Origin of the sequence: Brevibacillus sp. DP1.3A (assembly GCF_013284245.2) — a bacterium.
GTDB lineage: Bacteria > Bacillota > Bacilli > Brevibacillales > Brevibacillaceae > Brevibacillus.
In genome coordinates this window covers 1,097,846-1,119,685 of record NZ_CP085876.1, presented here as the reverse complement: position 1 = coordinate 1,119,685, position 21,840 = coordinate 1,097,846, and the positions used below count along the sequence as shown (strand labels likewise).

Sequence of the window (21,840 nt, the reverse complement as noted above, 5' to 3'; positions counted from 1 at the left end):
ACAAAGCTCCCACCTCATTTGGTAAACAGTAGTTTGGACAAGAAGAAATTCACTGCGCTGATCAAGAGACACATGACCAAAAAAATCATCGCCAACGCTGATGCTGGTCCAGTTTCAAAATATTCAAAAGCGAGCACGTAGAAGTAGTACAAGATGGTCGAAGTCGCTCCTGAAGGTCCGCCCTGCGTCAAAATATAAATCTGATCATAGGCTTTGAGAGAATTCAGTGTAAAAAAGACGAACAGAAAAACAAGAATCGGTGAGATCGCAGGCAAGGTGATTCTGAATAATTTTCGTAATCCTCTCCCTCCATCCAAATCATTCGCTTTCTCTACTTCCGGGTCCAATTTTGCGAGAGCAGAGGAAAGTAGCAAGATACCCAGCCCCATGTACTGCCAGATGGTGACGATAATGACGACAATCATCGCTGTCGTTTGTCCACCCAGCCACTTCACTGGCTCCATACCGATACCTTTCAGGACATAATTGACAATCCCCGAATCGGTATCGAATATGCTGACCCATACCATGGACACGACCACAGTCGGCGTCATCCACGATGAAAATGCACTCGCGACAAAGAAATGGCGAAGCTTCTGTATTTTGTTTAACCGGATCGCTACGAACAGCCCGAAAAGAATCGGCGGAACGACTGTAAAAAAGGTAAACACCAACGTGTTCAGCAGCACCTTCCCAAAGAAAGCGTCGCTCATCAAGTTTTGGTAGTTTTCCAGCCCTACGTAGTCGTAGTCAGGTGAAATATAGTTCCAGTCGGTAAAACTGATTTGGAACGTTTTGATCATGGGGTAGATCCAAAAAATAACTAACGGAATCAGTGTCGGCAAAAGTAACCCCAGCGACCATGCGTTATCCTTGATCGTTTTGCTGATTGGTCTGCCCATTTACTCGTACTCCTTGAAGATGTCTTTGATCGGTTGCCCGTCACATGGATGAGCGATTCGGAACAACTGCGCCAGTGTGGGTGCAATGTTTTCGATGTTTGCTTCTTCCATCACTTTGCTTTTCGTAAACGCATCCCCTAAGCACAAGAGAAATCCATTCATCTCATCGACATTCGCGGGATGATACCCGTGTAGGCTTTTCATCTCCTTGTATTTCGGCTGTTCGGGAAACGCGATATCTTCGCCGCATACCGCATGCTTCAAATCGAGGATACCGAATGGCCTGCACGCTGAAGGAGTCTCCTCTGCTAGCTCATAGAAGTGATGCACTTCTGGCATCTGTTCAAAAAACGCCATGATTTCTTTGTTTTGCTGATGATCTAACGAGCTATAAAATAACAACGCCCCGCTGCCGTCCCCGACGAATCTGATTTGTTTGTTTCGAAAATGCTGCTTCCACTGGCTTTTAGCCAAAATCTCATTCGGATAAAAAAACGAGTGAATGTCGCTTTGACCATGATCCGAGAAAATGATCAGGTTGAATGGTTTTTGTGTCTTTTTCAACATTTGCTCGATTTGATCGAGATACGTAAGCAGCTCCTTTAGACACCGCATTGCCTCAGGCGAGTCTTTCCCATATTGGTGAGACAGCGCATCATAACCGATAAACCTTGCCGCGATAAAATCATAGGTTTCCGTTTTGATCGCCCGCATCGTTTCAGTCAGTGCGACATGATCGATTTCCTCTACGGAAACTTTTGACTTCAGCTTTTTTTTGCTGCCCGATTCCGTAATCAAATGGTGAATATACGGATTTCCGGACGTCATGGGCCAATGAATGCAACAGCTCGTCCCTGCCTGTCTCGCCAACGAATAAAAAATCGTCTGCTTATGAAGTGCTTCGTTACAAAGAATCTCGTGGTCGCCATACAACGCCACTCTTTCCATCGTTTCCGGGCGAGCTACGATATTATCAAAGACACCATGCTTACCCGGTTGGCTCCCAGTCATCGCTGCCGCATGTGCGGTAAATGTGACCGAGGGAAACGTCGTGATCAGTTTTTGGCAGAAGGAATAACCTTTTTCTATCCAGTGCTGCGCGTAAGGTTCAAAGCTTTGATAGCTGATGCCGTCTAGCGAGATGAGTACATTCATGGGCGGCACCTCAGATTCTTTTGCGTGAGCTTGTCAAATACATGGACATGGGCGGCATTAATCCCTACGTTCACCTTTTGACCCTTTGCATACGTCTGGGTAAAGCTTTTTTTCACGATGAAATTGCTCTCTTTATACTTCAGATGGACCAACACATCCGTTCCGATAATTTCCGTGAACAGTACCTCCATAGCGAGTGCATCGTCGCTGCTTTCGGTGAGAAAGCAATGCTCTGGTCTGACTCCCGCGACAATCTCAAGAGCTTGTTCCATCACGTCGAGCGAGAGATTGGTTTCCAGCAGCAGCCCGTCTACCTCCACATAGACCCGGCCATCTCGCTGAATCAGACTCGCTTCCATATAATTAATGGGGGGTGAGCTGATGAAATTGGCAACGAACATATCCACTGGGCAATCGATGATTTCCATCGGCGTTCCGATTTGTCGGAACTTGCCTTCCGCCATAATCGCGATTCGATCCCCTAAGGTAACCGCCTCCACCTGATCATGCGTCACGTAAATGAACGTTGAATTCAAGCGCTCGTGTAGCTTTTTGATCTCAATTCTCATTTCATTTCGCAGCTTGGTATCCAGATTGGACAACGGCTCGTCCATCAAAAAGACCTTTGGCTCCTTCACGATGGCCCGCCCGATTGCGACCCGCTGTTTTTGCCCACCAGACAATTGGCTGGGGAACCGTTTCAACAAATGATCAATTTGCAAAATATCCGCTGCTGCCTTGATGCGCTTCTCTCGCTCTGCTTTTTTGATCTTTTTAATTTTCAGGCCGTATGCCATGTTTTCGTATACGGTCATATGCGGATAAAGGGCATAGTTTTGAAAAACCATCGCAACTCCCCGATCCTTTGGCTCCACTTCATTAACACAAACATCGCCAATGTACACATCGCCTTGGGTGATCTCTTCAATCCCGGCAATCATTCTGAGCAGCGTAGATTTTCCACATCCGGACGGTCCCAATAACACCAGGAACTCTTTGTCTTTGATTGCCAGACTGATATCGTCCAGGGTGTATTTATCGTTGGTATATTGCTTGGACAATGACTTCAGCATAATACTCGACATGTTGAAAACCCCTTCATCATTCAATCTTTATTGGACAATTGTCATTTTTTCTTATACACACCAACAAACTCATTTTTGTTCAAAAATGTTTGTACATTCATCGTAATGCAGCATTGTTAACTGCGTATCAAAGCCCATTGTGTTCTTTGTAAACCAACGCACACGACGAAAAAAAGCAATCAGATCAACCTTTCCTTGATCCGATTGCTTTTCTTTATGAGAGTATTTGTATGTGTTTCTTATCTTGTATGAAGAATGGAGCATCTTTTTCGTAAAAGAAGTGTAAAAGTCAGTTAAAGAAATAAAGATGCGAGATGGTGCTCCAGCACTTTCGTAATCCATTCCCCATTGACACGCTGCGGCTCGAGATAGGCATGCAGTGCCAGACCATCGATGACGGCATAGAGCTTTTCTGCTTCCATCTCTTTGTCCAGCTCTTTGCGTAATAGATTCAGTTGATCAGCAGAGTCCAACAGCTTGCGGACGGCGGCATAGATCCCGTCGTGCTGTGCATCAAAGCCTTCTTTCTTGTGTCGGAAGTATACGGTAAAAGCAAACCACACTTCCATTTCGACCATCTTTTCTTGATTCGTAGGGAGAAGCTCCAGAAAGATTTTGGTGATTTTCTCTTTTGGCGCCCATTCATCATTAGCGTGGATTTCAGCAATTCGAGCGATTGCCCTCTCTTTTACGAGTTGCATGGCATACATCAGCAGTTCATCCTGTGTGGCGAAGTAATGTCGCAAAGCACCTAATGAAAGTCCTGCTTCTTTTGCTATGCCCCTTACCGTTGCCCCCTCCATTCCTTGCTCGACAATGACACGCCACGTTGCTTCTGCTATTTGTTCTCTTCTTTTCTCGTGATCGATTATTTTTGGCATAGTTGTATTTTAACAAGATTTGCAAGGGACAAGCAACTTTAGTAATACCATTGTATTATTTTAAGTTTGATGATAAGATTCTTTTTGTTAGTACAATTGTATTATAAAAGCTTCTCATACAGGAGAAGAAATTTCCGAAAAGGGGACCTATTATAGTGAATTTTGTTGCATGGATGATTGTCGCATGCGAAATCGCATTTTGGATGGTCATTGTACTTGGCCTTTTCACAAGGTACGTGCTCAAACAAAAAAAGGCCGGGCTTTTTCTTCTCGCCCTGACGCCTGTTGTTGATGTAGTTTTGCTCGTCGTTACGAGCGTGGATTTGTATCGTGGAGCTACCGCTACAATTCCTCATGCGCTGGCTGCCGTTTATATTGGGGTATCGCTTGCGTTTGGGAAAAGCATGATTCAATGGGCGGATGAAAAATTTCAGCAATACGTCACCAAGCAAGGTACGGCGAAGCCCAAGTTATACGGTATGGAGTACGCCAAGCATTACGCCAAAAGCTGGTTTAGACATCTCTACTCCTATGTAATTGGGGCGGCTCTCTTAGCGGGGACCATCTACTTTATCGATGATGCGGAGCGAACTGCTTCTTTATGGCATATTCTCCGGCTATGGACCGTTGTTCTGGGGATTGATCTGTTGATTACAGCCAGCTATTTTCTTTTTCCAAAGAAAGATAGTCGAAACACCGTCTCCAAAAATGATTAGTGAGAGGCTTCCTACTAGCTTTCGTCTTCGCTGTCATCCTCACCAAATGCAAGTTCAATGGGAATAAATTGAATCACCAGCTGGCAAATTTGATCGTTTTCATCCAACCCAAAATAGACAGGATAGGCTCCGTCTCCAAATCCCGTCTGAATCATCGGAATCGATAAATCGGTGCCTGGTATCGTCCAGTTTATATAATCTCCAGCGCTTCTTTGGTATTTTGGATGGTCTTTGTAACTTTGCGCAAAAACACTAGCAAAATATTCATCATAAATATTGCCCTCTGGATTCTCTTTTTTCCAGCTATCATAAAATTCCAGATAAGCATCCCTCGTTTTGACATCTACCACAGTAGCAAGGCCTGCATCCACATTAAACCCAAAATATTCGCCTTCCCCTAGATTTTCGAGATCCTCGTTTCCAATGAGGGCTTCCGTAAATTTTTGGGGAGTTTTATCTGTAAACTCCACCTTAACCGCTGCATACCTGTAGTGGTCTTCTTCAACGGTTACCACACAAACGGTTAAAGAGAAGGTTCCTGTAGGGACTTTTCGAAAATACGGGGCACTATCTTTCTCCAGATACACAAGTGGATCACGAACCATGATGTCCCCAGTGGGAATCGTGATTTCCCCCAAAGAAAGCAAGTTGATTGGTTTCCCACTGATCTCCGTTGATGTGAAATAGGTGTGTAAATCAACATGGGGCTCTAACATCTGTTTTTTTTGTTCATATCGTGCTAACCATTGCTCGTTTGGAATCTTATTCATCTTTATACCCATCCTAATATTGTCAATTTGTAAATCACTCCTAAAATTATACAAAATCACCCGTAGAAACGGTAGAACAACTCGGATGTTTGCATAACGGGCAAGCCGATGCATAGGCATGGTTAGTGGATGAAATACGACAAAGCCTATGCCTGTCCAAGGATGAAGGAGGTTGCCCCGAATGAATCCGCCAGACAAAGGGAATCAAATTCCTCAGCCAATGAGGAGTGACGGGACCGGATGGGTCGATCTCGGCCCACGGAACGTCATGCGTGATCGGCAAAATCCGAATATGCTAGTTCCTCCCGTCACAGATGCGGGCTTGCTGCCTAATCTGAAATTTTCCTTCTCAGATGCCTCGATGACATTAAATCATGGCGGTTGGTCCCGTGAAGTCACCATACGCGAGCTGCCAATCGCCACTACACTTGCGGGTGTAAACATGAGCCTGACGCCAGGTGGTGTGCGCGAGTTGCACTGGCATCAGCAGGCGGAATGGGCTTACATGCTGCTGGGTCGTGCACGAATTACGTCCGTTGACCAACGCGGACGGAATTTTATCGCGGATATCGGCAAAGGCGATCTGTGGTATTTCCCTCCCGGCATCCCCCACTCGATTCAGGGACTAGAGGAAGGCTGCGAGTTTTTGCTCGTTTTCGACGATGGGCATTTTTCCGATCTGAATACGCTATCGATCTCCGATTGGTTTGCTCATACGCCAACAGATGTGCTTTCTGCGAATTTTGGTGTGCCTGAACCTGCCTTTGCCGACATTCCTTGCAAGCAGGTGTACATTTATCAGGACGAGGTTCCGGGTTCCATTGATGCAGATGAAGTGGAATCTCCGTACGGAACCATCCCCCTCCCTTTTTCCCATCGCTTACTCGCCCAACGCCCCCTCATTACACCTGGAGGCAGTGTGCGCATTGTCGATTCCCGCAACTTTCCAATCTCCAAAACAATCGCGGTAGCACTCGTAGAGCTACGTCCCGGTGCCATGAGAGAGCTGCATTGGCATCCCAATAACGACGAGTGGCAATATTACATTTCAGGCCAAGCACGGATGACTGTTTTTATCGGAAACGGAAACGCCCGAACTTTTGACTACCAAGCAGGTGATGTTGGTTACGTTCCTTTTGCGACGGGGCATTATATCCAAAATACCGGGACGGAAACGGTGTGGTTTTTGGAAATGTTCAAGAGCGACCGCTTTGTCGATGTATCGCTGAATCAATGGATGGCGCTCACCCCGCATGAACTCGTCGCTTCCAACCTGTGTGTAGGTCCTGAACTATTAGATGCCTTGCGCAAGGATAAATGGCCCGTTGTCAAATATCCTGGATATGGCTATGTCCCGTGAATGCAAGAAAAGACCAGCCCGAATGGACTGGTCTGCTTTTATCCATGAATGGAAACTTGACTGGAGGCCGCATTGGCATCCTTCAGGTTGCGGTTTTTAACTCCTAGCGATAAGACGAAACAGATAAGCAAAATCAGACACGCTAGCGCATACGGATAGTTGATATCTATATCGAATAAAAACCCAGCTACAATAGGACCTGCAATATTACCAAGACTGGTAAAGGCTGAGTTAAGGCCAGCAACATAACCCTGTTGATCCTTTGCAAGCATCGACATCTGGGTACTGATGGCCGGTCGCAAAATATCGATCGCCAGAAATACGATAAAGGTAACGGCAAAAATCATCCAAAATCCGTGAACAAAAAGAGTCAGGACAATAAACAAACCAGCAAAGAGCAGACAGACCGAAATGACCCTTTTCTCGCCAAAGCGATTCATTATCCAGCTAAAGGCAGTAAGCTGAACCACTGCGCCTGCTATTGACCCGAATGTAATGATAAACGCGATATCTTTCGGCTCAAATCCAAACTTATGGTCGACAAACAATGAAAAGACCGTTTCAAAATTAGCCAGTCCGAAAGACATGACAAACACAATGATCAAACTGAAAAAATAAGGCTCTCGATAGGAGTACATTAACTGGGAAAGAAGACTGCTTCGTTGTTTTTCACTAGAAGAAGAGTCCGATAATGATTCTTCCGTAGGTTTCGATTCCTTGAGGATTAACAACGTGATGCATGCAGCAATCAGTCCCGCAATTCCTGCCGAATAAAAAGGTACGCGAATACCAAATTCAGCAATGTATCCTCCAATGCCTGGACCGATAATAAAACCAGTCGTAATGGCTGCCGTAATATACCCCATACCGGCCGCTCGTTCTTCATTCGTTGTAATATCTGCTGAGTAAGCCATTACGGCTGGCATAATCAGTGCGGCACTGATGCCGCCTAGCAACCTAGAAACAAACAGCAGGACTGGAGAATTCGCTATACCGAACAGCCCTTCTGAGATAGCAAACACGACCAAGCCGATCACAATGATCTTTTTTCTTCCGAATGAATCGGCCCATCGCCCGGCAATTGGGGAAAAAAGAAGCTGCGTCAGTGAAAAGGCTGCCACTAACAGGCCGATCGTCCCCCCGGTAATTCCCAAACTCTCCATGTACTTTGGCATAATCGGTATAACAAGCCCGATCCCCGTAAAGACAAGGAAAATATTGAACATCAGAATCAATAGGGCTCCCTGATTTTTTAATAATAAAGCCATTTACTATTCCTCCAATCCTTCACAAAACACTGAATATCTATTCTAGATAATCGCGTAAAAAAAGCTAGCGGGACGGTTTGACAATGCCAAATAAAAACACATCCATCGCTAACCGAAAAGTCGCCAGCGCTTCCTCTCGTTCCATTCGTCGCGAGTGTTGATTTAAACCAAACATCAGGCTGTCCAGGATAATGGCGACTCCGGTTACATTCGTCATTTCAAATTCGCCGTTATCGATCCCCTTCTGGAGCAACTGTTTATTAAAGTCGATATAACCTTGGATCATTTCGTTGATACGATCCTCCACATCCGAAGGCTTCTCCGACATGTCGAAAAATTCATCAGCAGCCTTGGTCAGCGGATGGTTCATAAAATCGGTCGCAAAATGTTCAGCCATTCCATACAATTTATCGATCGAGGTCGTGTAGAGCTGTTCCTTGGCCAGCCACTTCTCTTCCCATTCTCTGTTCCAAACTTCAATCAGATGTAAAAACAGCCCTTCCTTGCTCTTGAAATGATAATAAATGTTACCGCCGCTGTATCCAGTAGCTTTCACGATATCTTCTATTGATGTGGCCTTGTAGCCTTTTTGCATGAATAAAATTCTGGACGCATCCGCAATCTTCTTCTTTGTCTGCTCCGTTTGCTGCTTCTTTTTATTCAATGATCCTTCACCAACTTCCCATCCAGCAATACTGAACTTTCATTCAGTATTATAAGCGTTACAAACATCCTTGGCAAACCTTCTTATGCGATAAGAAAGAGCTATGAAGGGCATTTTGGTTTGAGTCAACAGAGTGGAGGAGAAGAAAAAGCACAGGTCTACGAGCTCTGTGCTTTTTCTTCTCACCAGCTTTATTAGTTCATTTGAGACCTTTTAAAACTTAGGATGATAATGACTTCCTATCTAAAGTATAGACCCACGAAATTTATACTTTCCAATAGTATAAAAAAGCTGACGTCAGTCTAAGACAGCAACAGACCGTACAAAGCCCCCGTAATCACAACCAGCCATGGTGCCAGCTTCCAGTGCTCCAGCATGATAAACAAAATAGCCGCTACCGCAAAATCCAGCGGCGCAAGAATGGTACTCGTCCAAATCGGATCGTACAGGGCTGCCAGTAAAATACCGACGACCGCTGCATTCACACCTACCAGCATTCCTTGGATTTTCGAATTTCTCCTCAAGGAATTCCAAAACGGCAATGCGCCGATGACGAGTAAAAAGGCCGGTAGAAAAATGGCAATCGTAGCCACTACTGCACCGACTCCTCCTGCAATCATTGTTCCCAAATAAGCAGCAAAGGTAAACAATGGACCCGGTACCGCTTGTGTAGCCCCGTAGCCGGTCAGAAACGACTCTTGCGTTACCCAGCCTGTCGGGATTACCTCCCTCTCCAGCAAAGGCAATACAACGTGACCTCCACCAAAAACAAGTGAGCCTGCACGGTAAAAGCTCTCAAACAGCGCTAGCAAGGAAAAGCCTGTGCTCTCTCGGAGGATCGGCAGCACTAGCAAAAGTCCGAAGAAAACGATCCAGCACGCAATGGCTAGTGCACGACTGATCGGCACACGAAATTCAGGGAGCTCCGAAACTTTTTGCTGCCGGAAGATAAGCACCCCTGCTATTCCTGCTAGAATCATGACTAAGACCTGGCTCCATGCAGAATGCCACAACAGCGTGATGGTAGCAGCGCTGATCGCCATCGTCACCCGCGTTCGATCCGGGGCCAGCTTTTGTCCCATCCCCCATACGGCATGAGCAACAATCGCGACAGCTACTAATTTTAGACCGTGAATCCAAGAAGCACTGCCACTGTCCACTCCTTGTAAAGTGAACGCAAATATCAGAAGCGCTAATACCGAAGGCAGAGTGAAGCCGATCCATGCAGCTACCCCTCCCCACAATCCGGCTCGCATGATTCCGATTCCGATCCCTACCTGGCTGCTTGCGGGACCAGGGAGGAACTGACAAAGCGCAACCAAATCCGCGTAGCTTTGCTCATCCATCCATTTTCTTCTTCGAATGTATTCGTTGTGAAAATAACCGAGATGCGCGATGGGACCACCGAATGAGGTCAATCCCAGCTTGGTAGAAACGAGAAAAACTTCACGCACAGCTTGCCATTTGCTTATTTTGTGCCCGGTTTCTTCTAAGAGATTATTCTTCACTTAGCTGTACACCTCTCCGCTTTCCGCTTCATCATACAAGCTATTTTATCGCTTTTCCTACCCTTTCATTGTAAAAAGATCATGAAGAAGGCTCCGCATCGATACGGAGCCTAAACCCTGCTATTCCATTCGAAATACTGGTCCTCTCGCCACGAACGGCAGATTGCTCCCCTTCGGCAGCATGATGGCATGACTACGAGTTACTTTGATCCGATCACATTCCCCATCGGTAATGATCAAAATCGGTCCGTCCTTTGGAAAATCGGTTGCTTTCTCTAGCATGTCGATGCCCGGCTGCAGGATCGTTCCCCCGCGTCCTTTTACTTTGACGCGCCCTGCAATGTCCTCGGGAGAAAGGTAGCCCGCATCATGCGCCTGCGCATCACAAAAGACCACGCGCGCATACGGAACATCTCGCGCTTCACTGTAGCTCGCGATCGCCCCCAATGCTTTGCCGAGCAGCTTGGTATCCATCGAGCCGGATGTATCAATCACGACGCCAAACGTGCGTGCCAGCTGATCCGTTTCCCGAAAGCTCCAGGCAGGACGGGCAATGTCAGGTGTCGAGGACTGTCTGCGGCTTGCCCTTGCATACGTGCGACTCTTTTCCAACGGGGGAAAATGCTCGTCAAACCAACGGGCAAGCTGAACATCCCACGGAATAGGCGGTTGCCCCAAGGCGCGAATCTCTTCTACTAACCCCGCAGGCAAAAGCCCTCGTCCTTTCTCCTGGTGGTAGATCAAGCCTTGCGACATCGCATTGCGATAAAAGTCATCCAGCGTCGTTCCCGGACCCCTATCCCAAAAACGCGGATCGTCTCCATCCAAAATATCGCCCATGCCGATTCCACGTAAGGTGTAGAGCTTGCGATACGTACGCATGTCCGTCACGATTCGATCGTAAATGGCCTCTGCCGACAGTCCCTTCAAGTCTGGATCGTACAGTCCGCCAATTTGCGGAAAACGTCCCACTCCGAGCTCCATCAGCCATTGATTAATCACGTAATCGCAGCTGACATTCCAGTAATACGGGTCGCGGCCTTGGCAGCGCTCATGGTGGCGAAGCCCTGCGTGCAATAGCTCGTGTGCCATCACAAATTTGCATTCCTCTTCATCCAAGCCCGCCGCAGGATTGATGAAGATTTCGTTGGATGTTACATCAATGGCTGCCACCGAGATTTGCAACCGTTGACAGATCTGTGAATCCTCGATAATCGTGAAATGACTCGCTAAGGAAGCCAGCAATGGATAATGATTGATGAACCAGCGCTTGGCCTTTTGTGCCTCGGACAGCTGGTTCTCTTCATTCCCGAGAGCATCGGAATAGCCGCCCGCTACGCTGACAGCACTTTGCACCGCCTGCGCCAGCCCGATCCCCAAGAGCCGCTCCCACTCCACATCTCGATTGTAGGTGTACCGGACGTATTTATCCGAGAAGAGCATATCTGCTTGTTTTTCCCCGCCCGTTCCAAACAGCTTCAAATGCTCCGGCACCCCATGCTCCACGAACCAGTCATACAGCTCCTCTTCGCTCTTTCCCGATTTATCCAGCTCAAAGGCCATTTCAGCAGGAGGCTTCCCCAGCTTCATGTCTCTCAAAAAACGCGTAATATAACAATCGCATGCGATGTTCCACAAAATCGGCTGCTCTTTTTCCACAAAATGTCCGAAGCCCAAATGCAGCAGCGCATGTGCGAGAACATAAATCCATTCCCCGACTTCCCCTCTGCGCTTCGGATGCGCGTACAAGCTGCCTTCCCGGGTCACGACTACCCAACCGTTATCCGGACAAATACTTCGCTCGGAACGAGTAAAGTGCGCTCGCGAGGACAGCGGACCAAACATCGGGTGATGACTCAAAAAATGGACGGCCTGTTCGTAGTTTTGCGTCGCCGGGTCGTTTTGAACTCCTCTGGCCATTGGCTATTTTCCCTTCCTGTCCATGGCCAGACGCGGTAAATCACGAATTACCTCTACAACGAACCAGTCTGGCAATCCGTCGCCATCCTCGTGCCGCGCCACCACCATCTGCGCCATTTCCAGAGAGATGGATGCGAGCTCCTTCAAGAGAGCTTTCGCTCGGTGTGCAAACCGTTTATGCTGCTCCCCCACGGAGGCTTTATCCGCTGGCAGTTCTTTTTTGATCTGCGAACGGAATGAATCAGCCAGAAAATACAGTACGTCCCGATCCTCTGGAGCCGTCGGAAAAGAAGCATCTCCCTCCAAAATACGGTTGAGCTGGTATTTGCCTTGAATGTTCTTGTGAAAAGCTCGAAATTGAGCAGCATGCTGGGGCGTCAAGCATCCGAAGGCCAGTACCCCCACCATCTCTGTCGTCAAGTTCTCACCGAATTCCTTCAGGGCATCAGAGAGCATGTGCCAGGAACGCGGAGTAGAAAACGGTTCCTCGCTCTTCGGTGGCTGCGACCACAAATAGTCCGGTCGCACCTCCAAAAATTGCAGCACGTAGGAATGGATGCCGTTGCTGTACGCCCAATTCATCCATTGTTCATACGAGACTAGCAATTGCACGTGGAACATCCGGTTGATCAGAGCAGACGACATCGGTTTGACAATCGCGCTATCCTGCGCGCGGTTTCCTGCCCCAATCACAATGGACCCTTCTGGCAGATGGTAATCCCCAATTCTCCGCTCATGAATCAGACTGTAAAACGCCTTTTGCACTTCTTGCGAGCATGCATTCAATTCGTCAAGAAACAAGCAGTACGGTTCTTCTCTCGCAATTTGCGCAGGTGGGCAAAATCTACTTTTCCCGTCTACGATCTGTGGGACACCAATAATATCCTCAGGTGCCAGCTGGCTACCCAATAACGATACGCAAGGCAGGCCCACCTGCTCGGCAAACGCCTCGACGAGAGACGACTTGCCGATTCCTGGTGCGCCCCAAATAAATACTGGACGAGCTACTGCAACGTTTAGCAGCACATCCATCAGTTGATTTTGCGTTACTTGAATTCCTAGATTCATTTCATAACCTCTCTTGTTTGATTGATTTTTGCAGCAATCTACCTCTTTCCATGATTGATTTCCATTGACTAGAGCGACCGTCACACCACAAATATTTCCTAATATTACAAGAAGATTGAATAAGGAGCAAGAAAGAAAGGCATCACATGGTAAACCGTACCTGAATAAAAACAACGAAACCGACCAATCCCCTTATGCACAGTATCGGAATAGGATGAGAAGACATGAAAAAAGGAGGACGTTTCATTTGTCACAAGCAAATATCCCTAACATTACCCCGCTCATTACCATCACACAAAGCCAAGTCGCAAACTTGCTACTGGCATCTATCGCATTGGAAGAGCTAGGGTTAAGCCATATCATTAATGCAGAGGCGGAAAAGTTTCAATATGTCCTTGGTACGCTTCCAGGATTAACAGGTCCCACTGCAACCATTAGTGATTTGCTGAACGTTAATGCTAGTGTAGTAAATACGCTCAGAGAGATAACAAAGAAAGAGATTCTGCTGTACAACAAGCTGAATTCCGTATTAACAGCATCATTTATCGCTAGTCTCACAGGACCAACGGGAGCCACTGGAGCGACTGGTCTACCAGGAGCCACCGGACTAGATGGAGGGGGAACAGGAACAACAGGGGCCACCGGTGTTACAGGTGTTACAGGTGTTACAGGTGTTACAGGTGTTACAGGTGTTACAGGTGTTACTGGAGCCATCGGGGTAACGGGGGCAACAGGTACTGTTTCCAGTGTATTCGGTAACTTCTGGCTATCCTCGGCTATCGATATTTCGCCAAATACGATCGTCCCACTTAATGTGTCGAATGCAGACAATTCACTTGGCTTTTTACTCGCTGGCGGGCAAGTGACCGTACCTGCAAGCGGCATCTATCTCATCAGCTATCGTGTTACTACTGCACAAGCAAGTGAAGCGTCTTTCATTATCAGAAGGAATGGCGCCAATATTACGGGCTCTGCCGGAACCTCAAGCAGTGCGGATAGTGCAGAGGATGGAAATGCATTCGGCATGGTTACCTCTTTCACCCGATTAGCAGCAGGAGACATCGTAGACATATTCCGTACGGGAGGTATCGCAGACCAGTTTTTGCAAAGCTTCGCAGACGGAACGACGACGATTACCGGCTTCCTCACTTTAGTGAAGATCGCCGACTAATCCAAACATAAATCATTACGCCACTCGGAGCCGCAGCTACGACTCGATCCTGGCTGTCGTTGCGAGTGAAGCCCTTGCTGTGGACAAGCCAACTCCTCCTCCTTATGTAACATTCCTTTTTTTACCACGTCACATAGGCAAAGGGGGAATCATTAAAGATGAGAAAAATCGTGAAAGCCAGTGGTATCACCCTATTGGTCGCATCCTTGATCGGATGCAGCTCGAGCGAGCAGTTCGCATCAAGTGGCGAAAGTGGAAACAAACCAGCAGCACCTGTTGCGCAAAGTCAAAACAATCAAGTAGCCTCCAGTCCAAGTCCTCCCAGCCAACTAGCTGATTACGCGCTGAAAAAATCGGTCGATCCCCTCCCCAATGACATGTACTTCAAAGATTACGGCACCAACCAATTTGTTTCTACGGCGAAGGACCGCCTGTCTACTTTTGCCGCTGATGTGGACACCGCCTCTTACACCATGATGCGCAATTTTATAAAAGACGGGAATCTCCCGCCAGCAGAAGCTGTTCGGGTGGAGGAATTCATCAACTTTTTCCCCACTTCGTATCCCGCGCCAACCAATCAAACATTTGCGATTCAGGCTGATAGTGGCCCCCTCTCCCTTTCAAAAAAATCTTCAAGTAGTGCGAATCGGGATCAAAGGAAAGGAATTACACGCCCAAGAGCGGAAGCCCGCTAATCTCGTCTTTGTCATTGACGTATCTGGCTCGATGAATCAAGAAAATCGTTTAGAGCTGGTGAAAAAGAGCTTACATGTTCTTGTCGATCAACTCCAACCTACAGATTCAGTAGGGATCGTCGTCTATGGATCAGAGGGACGCGTTCTTTTGCCTCCAACCTCTGCCGAAGACAAACAGGCGATTTTATCAGCCATCGATGAGCTGCAACCCGAAGGCTCCACTAATGCGGAAGAAGGTCTGGTCCTCGGTTATGAAATGGCGGCCCGTTCCTTCAAGCCTACTGCCATTAACAGGGTGATTTTATGCTCCGACGGGGTAGCCAATGTCGGAGAAACAGGGGCCGAGGGCATTTTGCGTTCGATCGAGGACTATGCGCGAAAAGACATTTACTTGAGCACTTTTGGCTTTGGGATGGGAAATTATAATGATGTCCTGATGGAGCAGCTGGCGAACAAAGGAGAAGGCAACTACGCCTACATTGATACGTTTTCCGAGGCGCGCCGCATTTTTACGGAATCATTGACAGGCACCCTCCAAACGATCGCTCGTGACGTAAAAATTCAGGTAGAATTCGACCCTAAGAAGGTAGACTCGTATCGCTTGATCGGTTATGAGAACCGCGATGTCCGCGACAAAGATTTTCGCAACGACAAGACAGATGCGGGCGAGATCGGCGCTGGACATAGTGTGACCGCTCTTTATGAAGTAAAGCTCGCTTCCCCTGCCCATACAGATCTCGGGACGGTTCGCGTGCGCTATCATCATGCCTCTTCCCAAAAAGTAGAGGAACTCTCCGAACCCGTGAAGGGGCAAAATACCTTGTCTCCTGATGTGACGTTCCTTGCTGCTGTAGCAGAGTACGGGGAAATATTGCGAGAGAGTCCGTATGCCGAAAGAAGCTCCCTTGGCGATGTACTCAAACTGGCGGAAGCCACAGCCACTGGAGAGGAACAACTCGAATTTGTCCGCTTGGTAAAAGATAGCATGGCGATCAGCAGGAACTAATGCTTGTTCCTAGGCTCTGGTGTCGCGCCTGTATCTCATCCAAATATAAACCATCATTCCAATCGCCGAACTGATTAGCAAAAATGTGATGCCGTAATGACGTATATAAACGACAACCTTGAGCCACTCTTTCTCAAGCGCCTGTCCCAACAGTAAAAAAGTGACACTCCAAAGAAATGCGCCTGCGTAAGCAAAAAAAGCAAATCGTCGAAACCCCATCGCGGAGACCCCTGCCAAATAGGCGGTAATATGACGGACGCCAGGCAAAAAATAGCCGATCAATAACAGGTATGGACCGTACTTGGCAAACAGCTTTTGGGTTGACTCTATTTTTTTCGGCGAAATATGCAAGTACGGTCCAACCTTCATCAGCAACGGCAGCCCCCACTTCCACGCGATGGCATAGCTGATCGTAATCCCTACTGCCGCTCCCAAAAAGGCGCTCAGCACTGTAAACGGCATGTGCAAAACACCACGGGAAACCGCATAGCCAGCGTATGTCATCAGTACCTCATCGGGTATGGGGAGCCCTACAACACCAAGTGTGAGCGAAAAAAAGATGCCGACATATCCATATTTCATCAAAAAAAGGTCCAAATGCTGCTCCACGGCTACCTCCAATAATGTTGTCCTACTTCATTGTATTCTCTCCCTATTCTTTGGCATTCTGGCTTTTTTACAAAAAATCAGGTCAGAGCATATGGTATCCTAAAAAAAGATCTTATTTCCTTTTTCAGGTGACGTCATGAACTATATGGAGCAAATAACATATGCCCTCTCTTTTATTGAGAAGCAGTTAACGGAAAAAGTCACACTCGATGAAGTGGCATCAGCCGCCGGATATTCCAAGTACCATTTTCAACGGTTGTTTTTTCACGTGACAGGAGAAACCGTCGGCCAATACATTTCGAAGAGACGCTTGACCGAGGCTGCCAAAGCACTGTTGCTAGAGCAAAAGAGCGTGACGGAGGTCGCCTTTACATACGGCTTTGATTCTCACGAAGCCTTTACTCGCGCCTTTACCAAACGCTTTGGCCTGCCTCCTTCTGCACTTAGGCGATCTGGAAAAATGCCTCGGTACACAATGCTGGAGCGTATCGAGCTATCATATTTAGAAAATATTCAGCTGCAATCGATTGAACCCGTCTATGTCCCTGCCCACGAAGAACTGAACCTGGTAGGCTACTCCTCCACTACCCGTTCGACAGCAGATATTGTCCATTGCTGGAACCAATTGGGTCAGAAAATCGAGGTGCAGAAGAACCAGAAGCGTTATGGCGTCATTCGCTACCCGGATGCTTTCGGGCTTTCGTTGAGCTTTGCCTATTTTGCTGGCATACACACTACGGAGCAGGTTGGCACAGAAGGTTTGGAATCACTCACGCTGCCTGCATCTGGTTATCTTGTTTTCCCTCACAAAGGATCGGTGCAAAATCTCAAACTGACGTATCAATACATATACGGGAGCTGGATGACACATGCATCCGCATCCGACCAGCTTTATGCCCGATACGATTTTGAATACTACGATCACCGCTTTCTCGGAAATGACCATCCTGATTCGCTTTGCTTCATTTATATACCCGTTCTAGCCCGAGAATAGTCGATAGCGGTTCGCATTTTCGATCAAGTTTTCCTCGTTTTCCTGTCGTACGCTAGACGTGTGAAAAGGAGTGAATCGAATGAAAGAACTGACCTATTTGACAGCAACGGAGATGGGCACTTGGATTCGCGAGCGGAAAATAAGCGCAGAGGAAGCTACCCGGCATATTTTTAAACGAATCGACTCCCTCAATGGCAAAGTGAATGCCATCGTCGCGTATGATGAAAAAGCTGCGATCGAAACCGCCAAACAAGCAGATAAAGAAATAGGGGAAGGCAACTATCGTGGGCCTCTTCACGGGGTACCAATCACAATCAAAGATTCTTTTGCCACAACAGGACTCGCCACGACTTCTGGTTTCCCACCTCTAAAAGGGTACATTCCACAACACGACGCAGCAGTCGTTAGCAGACTGAAGCAGGCAGGAGCCATCATCCTGGGCAAAACGAATGTCCCTCCTCTTCTGATGGACATGCAAACAGACAATGATATTTACGGCAGGACGAATAATCCGTGGAATCTGGAGAGAACAACAGGCGGAAGCAGCGGAGGATCGGCAGCCGCAGTTGCTGCCGGGCTTTCCTATTTGGATATTGGCAGTGACATTGGCGGATCGTTGCGTGTTCCGGCTCATTTCTGTGGCGTACTTAGCTTGAAGCCGACAGAAGGAGCCGTTCCGGCAAGAGGACACATGCCCGGCTTTGAAGGAATGTCTGATTTTACATCGTCTCGTCACTTGGCCTGCTATGGTCCTTTGGCCCGATCGATCGAGGATCTGGAAGTGGCGTTTTCCATCATCAGTGGTGGAAACGACAACGCTGGCCTGCCTCATGGACCACAAGTCTTGCCCCTGACCATCCAGAAACAGCCCCTACGCATTCGCTGGATGGAGGAGATGCCCGGCTACCCGACGAGTCGAGCCATTCGCGATCAGTTGCGTCGCTTTGTCAAAATGCTGGAGCAACAAGGCATGCGCGTAGAACAAGTGACGGCACCCCCCTTAGATGTACGCAAAACTTGGGAAACATGGGGAAAAATCATCGACGCGGAGTTAAACTCTACGACACCTCCACTCATTCGTGGTTTTGCTCATCTCCTAACGATGCCGATTTACCGCCAGCTTCCCACGGCTACCATGCTCATCCCGCTGACGTTCAAAAACTACATGCGTGTCTTAACCATTCGGGAGCAGCTCATTCGCGGCTTTGAGCAATTCATGGCAGACTGTGACTTGTTCTTGTGTCCGGTTAGCTGCACGACAGCTTTCCCACATATGGCAAAATCGAAAATGTGGGGCTACAAGCCGCTTTACAACAAACCGCTGTACGTAGACGAGAACCCGCAAAACTACTGGGCCGCTACGACTTTTTATACGAATCTGTTTAATGTAACCGGAAGTCCGGTCGTAACGATGCCGATTGGTTTTGATGTGCAAGGTCTTCCTATTGGCATACAGTGTGTGGGCAAGCGATGGCGTGATAGGGAATTGCTACAGGGAGCGTCGAAATTGTATGCGACCTGCCCAGAGTGGCGGGCGCCTGAAATTTCTGTGGAGCCGCATTGAGAATAAAATATTCCAGCCCAACTTGCATAAAGCCCCTTTCCTATGAAGAAAACTACCAGTGCGAACCCCATTTCTGGTAGTTAGGAGGGGCTTTATGCTTCTATTATTGAAAAAGCGCCTGACACTGATCGTTTCTATGCTTTGCATGACGCTTCACCTGTCCGGACTGTCCTTTGCAAAAGAGACAACAAACGTTCCATCTATCCAACAATCACATCTCTCCCAAACGAAGTCGTTTCTTCCATCGCAGGAGAGGCTTGCCTACTCGCTCGGTATTCAAGCATACATCTATGGCTATCCATTAGTGATGTCCGCCAAAACGATGGAAGCCATGGTCAAAAATCGGGCGCCAATCAACCAGTTTTATTATGCGGACACACTCGCTTCCCCAGCTTATCGGGATATCGTGACGCCGAACTCCGATACATTGTATATGAGCGCATGGCTGGATTTGTCAGAGACGCCAGTCCGCTTGACTGTCCCCGCTAATCCGCAAAACCGCTACTATACCGTGCAAATGCTGGATGCGTACACAAATACGTTTCGCAATGTCTCCAATCGTTCCACTAAACAGCAGGCCGGGCAATACATCATTGCAAGCCCACAATGGAAAGGGCCTACCCCTGCCCATATACCTGTGATCTACGCCCCTACGAATACCGTTTGGCTCATTGGACGTGTCGAGGTAAAGGGTGAAGCTGATTTGCCGCAGGCTGTCTCGTTTGAAAAACAAATCGCGATTGCCCCTGTCCACCCAAAATTGCAAACGGCACATGTTCCCGAAGCGCTTCCCCCTGATGTGTTGTCATCCCTTTCCTTTTTTCAAGTCATGACGAAATGGATCCAGAGCAATCCCCCTCCCGAATGTGATCGCGTCCTGCTCGATCAATTCGCTCAAGCCGGGATCGATGTCCAAAAAGGCTTTGATCCTTCCGCGCTCGGTCCAGCCAAGCTTGCAGGCCTACAGGGTGCCTTACAGGATGCTCCGTCCATCGTGCAAAATGGCTTTCCCGGCTACGCCTCCTTCCGTAATGGATGGGGCTCCTTTTCCCCCATTGGCACATATGGAAATCAGCTTCTCTCCCGTTCCTTTATCGCCTATTCCGGTATTGGAGCCAATGTACCGAGAGAGGAAGCCTATTATCGTGCATTGACAGATGGATTAGGAAAACCACTGACGGGAGCCAAAAGCTATACGCTGCATTTTACAAAAGAACAGCTTCCCAAGACGTCTGCATTCTGGTCGATCAACGTCTATGACAACCAACTGTTTTTAGCCAAAACAGCGACAGATCGCGCATCGGTTCGCAGCAATACAGGAACGCTAGCGTACAATCCAGATGGCTCCCTCGATCTGTATTTGCAACAGCAACCGCCCAAAGGCAAAGAAGGCAACTGGCTCCCGCTCCCTAAAGGCGAGTTCAATCTCGTTTTGCGGGTATTTGCACCGGAGCCTGCAACGCTGGACAAACAGCACGCTTGGCCGGCTGTCACGGAAAGCAACCCAATACCGTAACACAGCAAAAAGGCACCGCCCCATCGTGAGCGGTGCCTTCTGTATTGAGTCTGTTACTTCTTCAAATCTTCAATGGAGTTGATCTCCATATAGGCTGGAACAGCCAAGCCCAGCTTGGTTCCTTGCAGGTTCGGACCGAGATCCTCTACGTCTTTACCCAGCTTTTCCATGTAGTCTGCGTGCGTCGTTGGCAGCCAAGCTGCTACCATTCCGTCCACATCGCCGTTTGATACACCTACCCACATTGGGCCGGCTTCTACTTGGCTAAGCTCCACCTTGTATTTCAACTTTTGCTCCAGAACCGTCTTCACCACATTCGTGCTGGCGATTTCAGAATCCCACGCGACGTAGGCGAGCGTCAATTTTTTGCCTTCTGCAGGCTGGATGCCTTCTACCCACTTGTTGACGGTAGCCTCATTGTTTTTCACCCATTCGGCTGCTGCCTCTTCCGGCTTTTTGCCGCCCTCGATATCGAGCATCACTTTTTCCATGTCCGCAGGTGTCCACGAAAACTTATCGAGGAACGCATACGCACTTGGGTGCTCCTCCTTCAGTCCTTTGCGCACGATGGTATGAATTTGTTCATCCTTCCCGAAAGTGCCTTTCGGATCTTCGAGGTATTTCATCTCAAACTTGGAGAACATCCAGTGAGGTGTCCAGCCTGTCACGATAATCGGCTTTTTGTCTTTGTAGGCTTGTGTCAGAGCTGCCGTCATCGCTGCACTGGAGCCCTCCACCAGTTCCCAATCTTTCAGATCGTAGTCTTTCATGGCTTTTTCCGTCGCTTTCATCAGACCAGCGCCAGGATCGATTCCGATAATTTTATGATCCACTTGTGCCCCAACGCTATTCGGTGCAGACGTACCGGTATTGCCCTCGGCAGGCTGATTTCCCTGCGGTGTTCCCGCATTTGAACATCCTGCCATCACCATACTGAGTCCGAGTGCGACTGCCAGCCCTTTCAAGGCGCCTTTTTTCATTTTCATGA

Annotated in this window: 20 protein-coding genes; 8 read left to right on the top strand and 12 right to left on the bottom strand. The window is 48.1% G+C overall.

Annotation, left to right across the window (positions count from 1 at the left end):
* Nucleotides 1–14 precede the first annotated feature (14 nt).
* The 4 genes from HP399_RS05045 to HP399_RS05030 all read right to left on the bottom strand — a co-directional run bounded on the left by HP399_RS05045 (nucleotide 15) and on the right by HP399_RS05030 (nucleotide 4,023).
* On the bottom strand, nucleotides 15–902 hold the full coding sequence (locus tag HP399_RS05045) for a carbohydrate ABC transporter permease (protein ID WP_173616757.1): 888 nt from the start codon (nucleotides 900–902) through the stop codon (nucleotides 15–17).
* Entirely contained in the window at nucleotides 903–2,057 is a 1,155-nt protein-coding gene (locus tag HP399_RS05040) for an alkaline phosphatase family protein (protein ID WP_173616758.1), read from the bottom strand.
* On the bottom strand, nucleotides 2,054–3,142 hold the full coding sequence (locus HP399_RS05035; RefSeq protein WP_173616759.1) for an ABC transporter ATP-binding protein: 1,089 nt from the start codon (nucleotides 3,140–3,142) through the stop codon (nucleotides 2,054–2,056). Before HP399_RS05035 ends, HP399_RS05040 begins: the two co-directional genes overlap by 4 nt.
* Nucleotides 3,143–3,435: 293 nt before the next feature.
* On the bottom strand, nucleotides 3,436–4,023 hold the full coding sequence (locus HP399_RS05030; RefSeq protein WP_173616760.1) for a TetR/AcrR family transcriptional regulator: 588 nt from the start codon (nucleotides 4,021–4,023) through the stop codon (nucleotides 3,436–3,438).
* A gap of 155 nt (nucleotides 4,024–4,178) precedes the next feature.
* Here HP399_RS05030 and HP399_RS05025 point away from each other — a divergent pair, with 155 nt between their 5' ends.
* Nucleotides 4,179–4,739 (top strand): YEATS domain-containing protein, encoded by a 561-nt coding sequence (locus HP399_RS05025; protein WP_173616761.1) that lies wholly within the window; start codon nucleotides 4,179–4,181, stop codon nucleotides 4,737–4,739.
* A gap of 14 nt (nucleotides 4,740–4,753) precedes the next feature.
* Here HP399_RS05025 and HP399_RS05020 read toward each other — a convergent pair whose 3' ends face one another.
* Entirely contained in the window at nucleotides 4,754–5,509 is a 756-nt protein-coding gene (locus HP399_RS05020; RefSeq protein WP_173616762.1) for a DUF4241 domain-containing protein, read from the bottom strand.
* A gap of 181 nt (nucleotides 5,510–5,690) precedes the next feature.
* Here HP399_RS05020 and HP399_RS05015 point away from each other — a divergent pair, with 181 nt between their 5' ends.
* Nucleotides 5,691–6,869: an oxalate decarboxylase family bicupin gene (locus tag HP399_RS05015; RefSeq protein WP_173616763.1), complete on the top strand. Its 1,179-nt coding sequence runs from the start codon at nucleotides 5,691–5,693 to the stop codon at nucleotides 6,867–6,869.
* Between the two features lie 38 nt (nucleotides 6,870–6,907).
* On the opposite strand, the gene HP399_RS05010 is transcribed toward HP399_RS05015, so the two are convergent.
* The 5 genes from HP399_RS05010 to HP399_RS04990 form a co-directional block, all read right to left on the bottom strand.
* Nucleotides 6,908–8,137: an MFS transporter gene (locus HP399_RS05010; RefSeq protein WP_173616764.1), complete on the bottom strand. Its 1,230-nt coding sequence runs from the start codon at nucleotides 8,135–8,137 to the stop codon at nucleotides 6,908–6,910.
* 64 nt (nucleotides 8,138–8,201) lie between these two features.
* The gene (locus HP399_RS05005; protein ID WP_173616765.1) at nucleotides 8,202–8,801 is read right to left on the bottom strand and encodes a TetR/AcrR family transcriptional regulator; all 600 of its coding nucleotides are present in this window, start codon (nucleotides 8,799–8,801) and stop codon (nucleotides 8,202–8,204) included.
* A gap of 302 nt (nucleotides 8,802–9,103) precedes the next feature.
* Nucleotides 9,104–10,309: a chromate transporter gene (locus HP399_RS05000; protein ID WP_173616766.1), complete on the bottom strand. Its 1,206-nt coding sequence runs from the start codon at nucleotides 10,307–10,309 to the stop codon at nucleotides 9,104–9,106.
* 120 nt (nucleotides 10,310–10,429) lie between these two features.
* Nucleotides 10,430–12,229, bottom strand: coding sequence for a vWA domain-containing protein (locus tag HP399_RS04995; protein ID WP_173616767.1), 1,800 nt, complete (start codon nucleotides 12,227–12,229; stop codon nucleotides 10,430–10,432).
* A gap of 3 nt (nucleotides 12,230–12,232) precedes the next feature.
* Nucleotides 12,233–13,297 (bottom strand): AAA family ATPase, encoded by a 1,065-nt coding sequence (locus tag HP399_RS04990; RefSeq protein WP_173616768.1) that lies wholly within the window; start codon nucleotides 13,295–13,297, stop codon nucleotides 12,233–12,235.
* A 247-nt stretch (nucleotides 13,298–13,544) separates the two neighbouring features.
* Here HP399_RS04990 and HP399_RS04985 point away from each other — a divergent pair, with 247 nt between their 5' ends.
* From HP399_RS04985 to HP399_RS04975, 3 genes are all read left to right on the top strand, one after another.
* The gene (locus HP399_RS04985) at nucleotides 13,545–14,468 is read left to right on the top strand and encodes an alpha-helical endospore appendage domain-containing protein (protein ID WP_173616769.1); all 924 of its coding nucleotides are present in this window, start codon (nucleotides 13,545–13,547) and stop codon (nucleotides 14,466–14,468) included.
* A 158-nt stretch (nucleotides 14,469–14,626) separates the two neighbouring features.
* Nucleotides 14,627–15,163 (top strand): VWA domain-containing protein, encoded by a 537-nt coding sequence (locus HP399_RS04980; RefSeq protein ID WP_228088448.1) that lies wholly within the window; start codon nucleotides 14,627–14,629, stop codon nucleotides 15,161–15,163.
* On the top strand, nucleotides 15,108–16,169 hold the full coding sequence (locus tag HP399_RS04975; RefSeq protein ID WP_228088447.1) for a vWA domain-containing protein: 1,062 nt from the start codon (nucleotides 15,108–15,110) through the stop codon (nucleotides 16,167–16,169). Before HP399_RS04980 ends, HP399_RS04975 begins: the two co-directional genes overlap by 56 nt.
* A 9-nt stretch (nucleotides 16,170–16,178) precedes the next feature.
* On the opposite strand, the gene HP399_RS04970 is transcribed toward HP399_RS04975, so the two are convergent.
* A complete protein-coding gene (locus tag HP399_RS04970; RefSeq protein WP_173616770.1) occupies nucleotides 16,179–16,790 on the bottom strand; it encodes a DedA family protein in 612 nt (203 codons plus the stop codon).
* Nucleotides 16,791–16,923: 133 nt separating this feature from the next.
* Between HP399_RS04970 and HP399_RS04965 the strand changes: the two genes are divergently transcribed.
* The 3 genes from HP399_RS04965 to HP399_RS04955 all read left to right on the top strand — a co-directional run bounded on the left by HP399_RS04965 (nucleotide 16,924) and on the right by HP399_RS04955 (nucleotide 20,852).
* A complete protein-coding gene (locus HP399_RS04965; RefSeq protein ID WP_228088446.1) occupies nucleotides 16,924–17,772 on the top strand; it encodes a helix-turn-helix domain-containing protein in 849 nt (282 codons plus the stop codon).
* Between the two features lie 79 nt (nucleotides 17,773–17,851).
* Nucleotides 17,852–19,336 carry an amidase gene (locus tag HP399_RS04960; protein ID WP_173616772.1) on the top strand — a complete coding sequence of 495 codons (1,485 nt, stop codon included), beginning with the start codon at nucleotides 17,852–17,854 and terminating at the stop codon, nucleotides 19,334–19,336.
* A gap of 94 nt (nucleotides 19,337–19,430) precedes the next feature.
* Complete coding sequence (locus HP399_RS04955) at nucleotides 19,431–20,852, top strand: DUF1254 domain-containing protein (protein WP_173616773.1); 1,422 nt, start codon at nucleotides 19,431–19,433, stop codon at nucleotides 20,850–20,852.
* Between the two features lie 53 nt (nucleotides 20,853–20,905).
* Here the strand turns inward: HP399_RS04955 and HP399_RS04950 are convergent, their stop codons facing one another.
* Nucleotides 20,906–21,832: a glycine betaine ABC transporter substrate-binding protein gene (locus HP399_RS04950; protein WP_173617005.1), complete on the bottom strand. Its 927-nt coding sequence runs from the start codon at nucleotides 21,830–21,832 to the stop codon at nucleotides 20,906–20,908.
* Nucleotides 21,833–21,840: the final 8 nt, after the last annotated feature.

Coding starts and splice junctions, on each gene's coding strand:
- HP399_RS05045 (WP_173616757.1), bottom strand. CDS start 902: ATGGGCAGACCAATCAGCAAAACGATCAAGGATAACGCATGGTCGCTG.
- HP399_RS05040 (WP_173616758.1), bottom strand. CDS start 2,057: ATGAATGTACTCATCTCGCTAGACGGCATCAGCTATCAAAGCTTTGAA.
- HP399_RS05035 (WP_173616759.1), bottom strand. CDS start 3,142: ATGTCGAGTATTATGCTGAAGTCATTGTCCAAGCAATATACCAACGAT.
- HP399_RS05030 (WP_173616760.1), bottom strand. CDS start 4,023: ATGCCAAAAATAATCGATCACGAGAAAAGAAGAGAACAAATAGCAGAA.
- HP399_RS05020 (WP_173616762.1), bottom strand. CDS start 5,509: ATGAATAAGATTCCAAACGAGCAATGGTTAGCACGATATGAACAAAAA.
- HP399_RS05015 (WP_173616763.1), top strand. CDS start 5,691: ATGAATCCGCCAGACAAAGGGAATCAAATTCCTCAGCCAATGAGGAGT.
- HP399_RS05010 (WP_173616764.1), bottom strand. CDS start 8,137: ATGGCTTTATTATTAAAAAATCAGGGAGCCCTATTGATTCTGATGTTC.
- HP399_RS04995 (WP_173616767.1), bottom strand. CDS start 12,229: ATGGCCAGAGGAGTTCAAAACGACCCGGCGACGCAAAACTACGAACAG.
- HP399_RS04990 (WP_173616768.1), bottom strand. CDS start 13,297: ATGAATCTAGGAATTCAAGTAACGCAAAATCAACTGATGGATGTGCTG.
- HP399_RS04980 (WP_228088448.1), top strand. CDS start 14,627: ATGAGAAAAATCGTGAAAGCCAGTGGTATCACCCTATTGGTCGCATCC.
- HP399_RS04965 (WP_228088446.1), top strand. CDS start 16,924: ATGGAGCAAATAACATATGCCCTCTCTTTTATTGAGAAGCAGTTAACG.
- HP399_RS04960 (WP_173616772.1), top strand. CDS start 17,852: ATGAAAGAACTGACCTATTTGACAGCAACGGAGATGGGCACTTGGATT.
- HP399_RS04955 (WP_173616773.1), top strand. CDS start 19,431: ATGCTTCTATTATTGAAAAAGCGCCTGACACTGATCGTTTCTATGCTT.
- HP399_RS04950 (WP_173617005.1), bottom strand. CDS start 21,832: ATGAAAAAAGGCGCCTTGAAAGGGCTGGCAGTCGCACTCGGACTCAGT.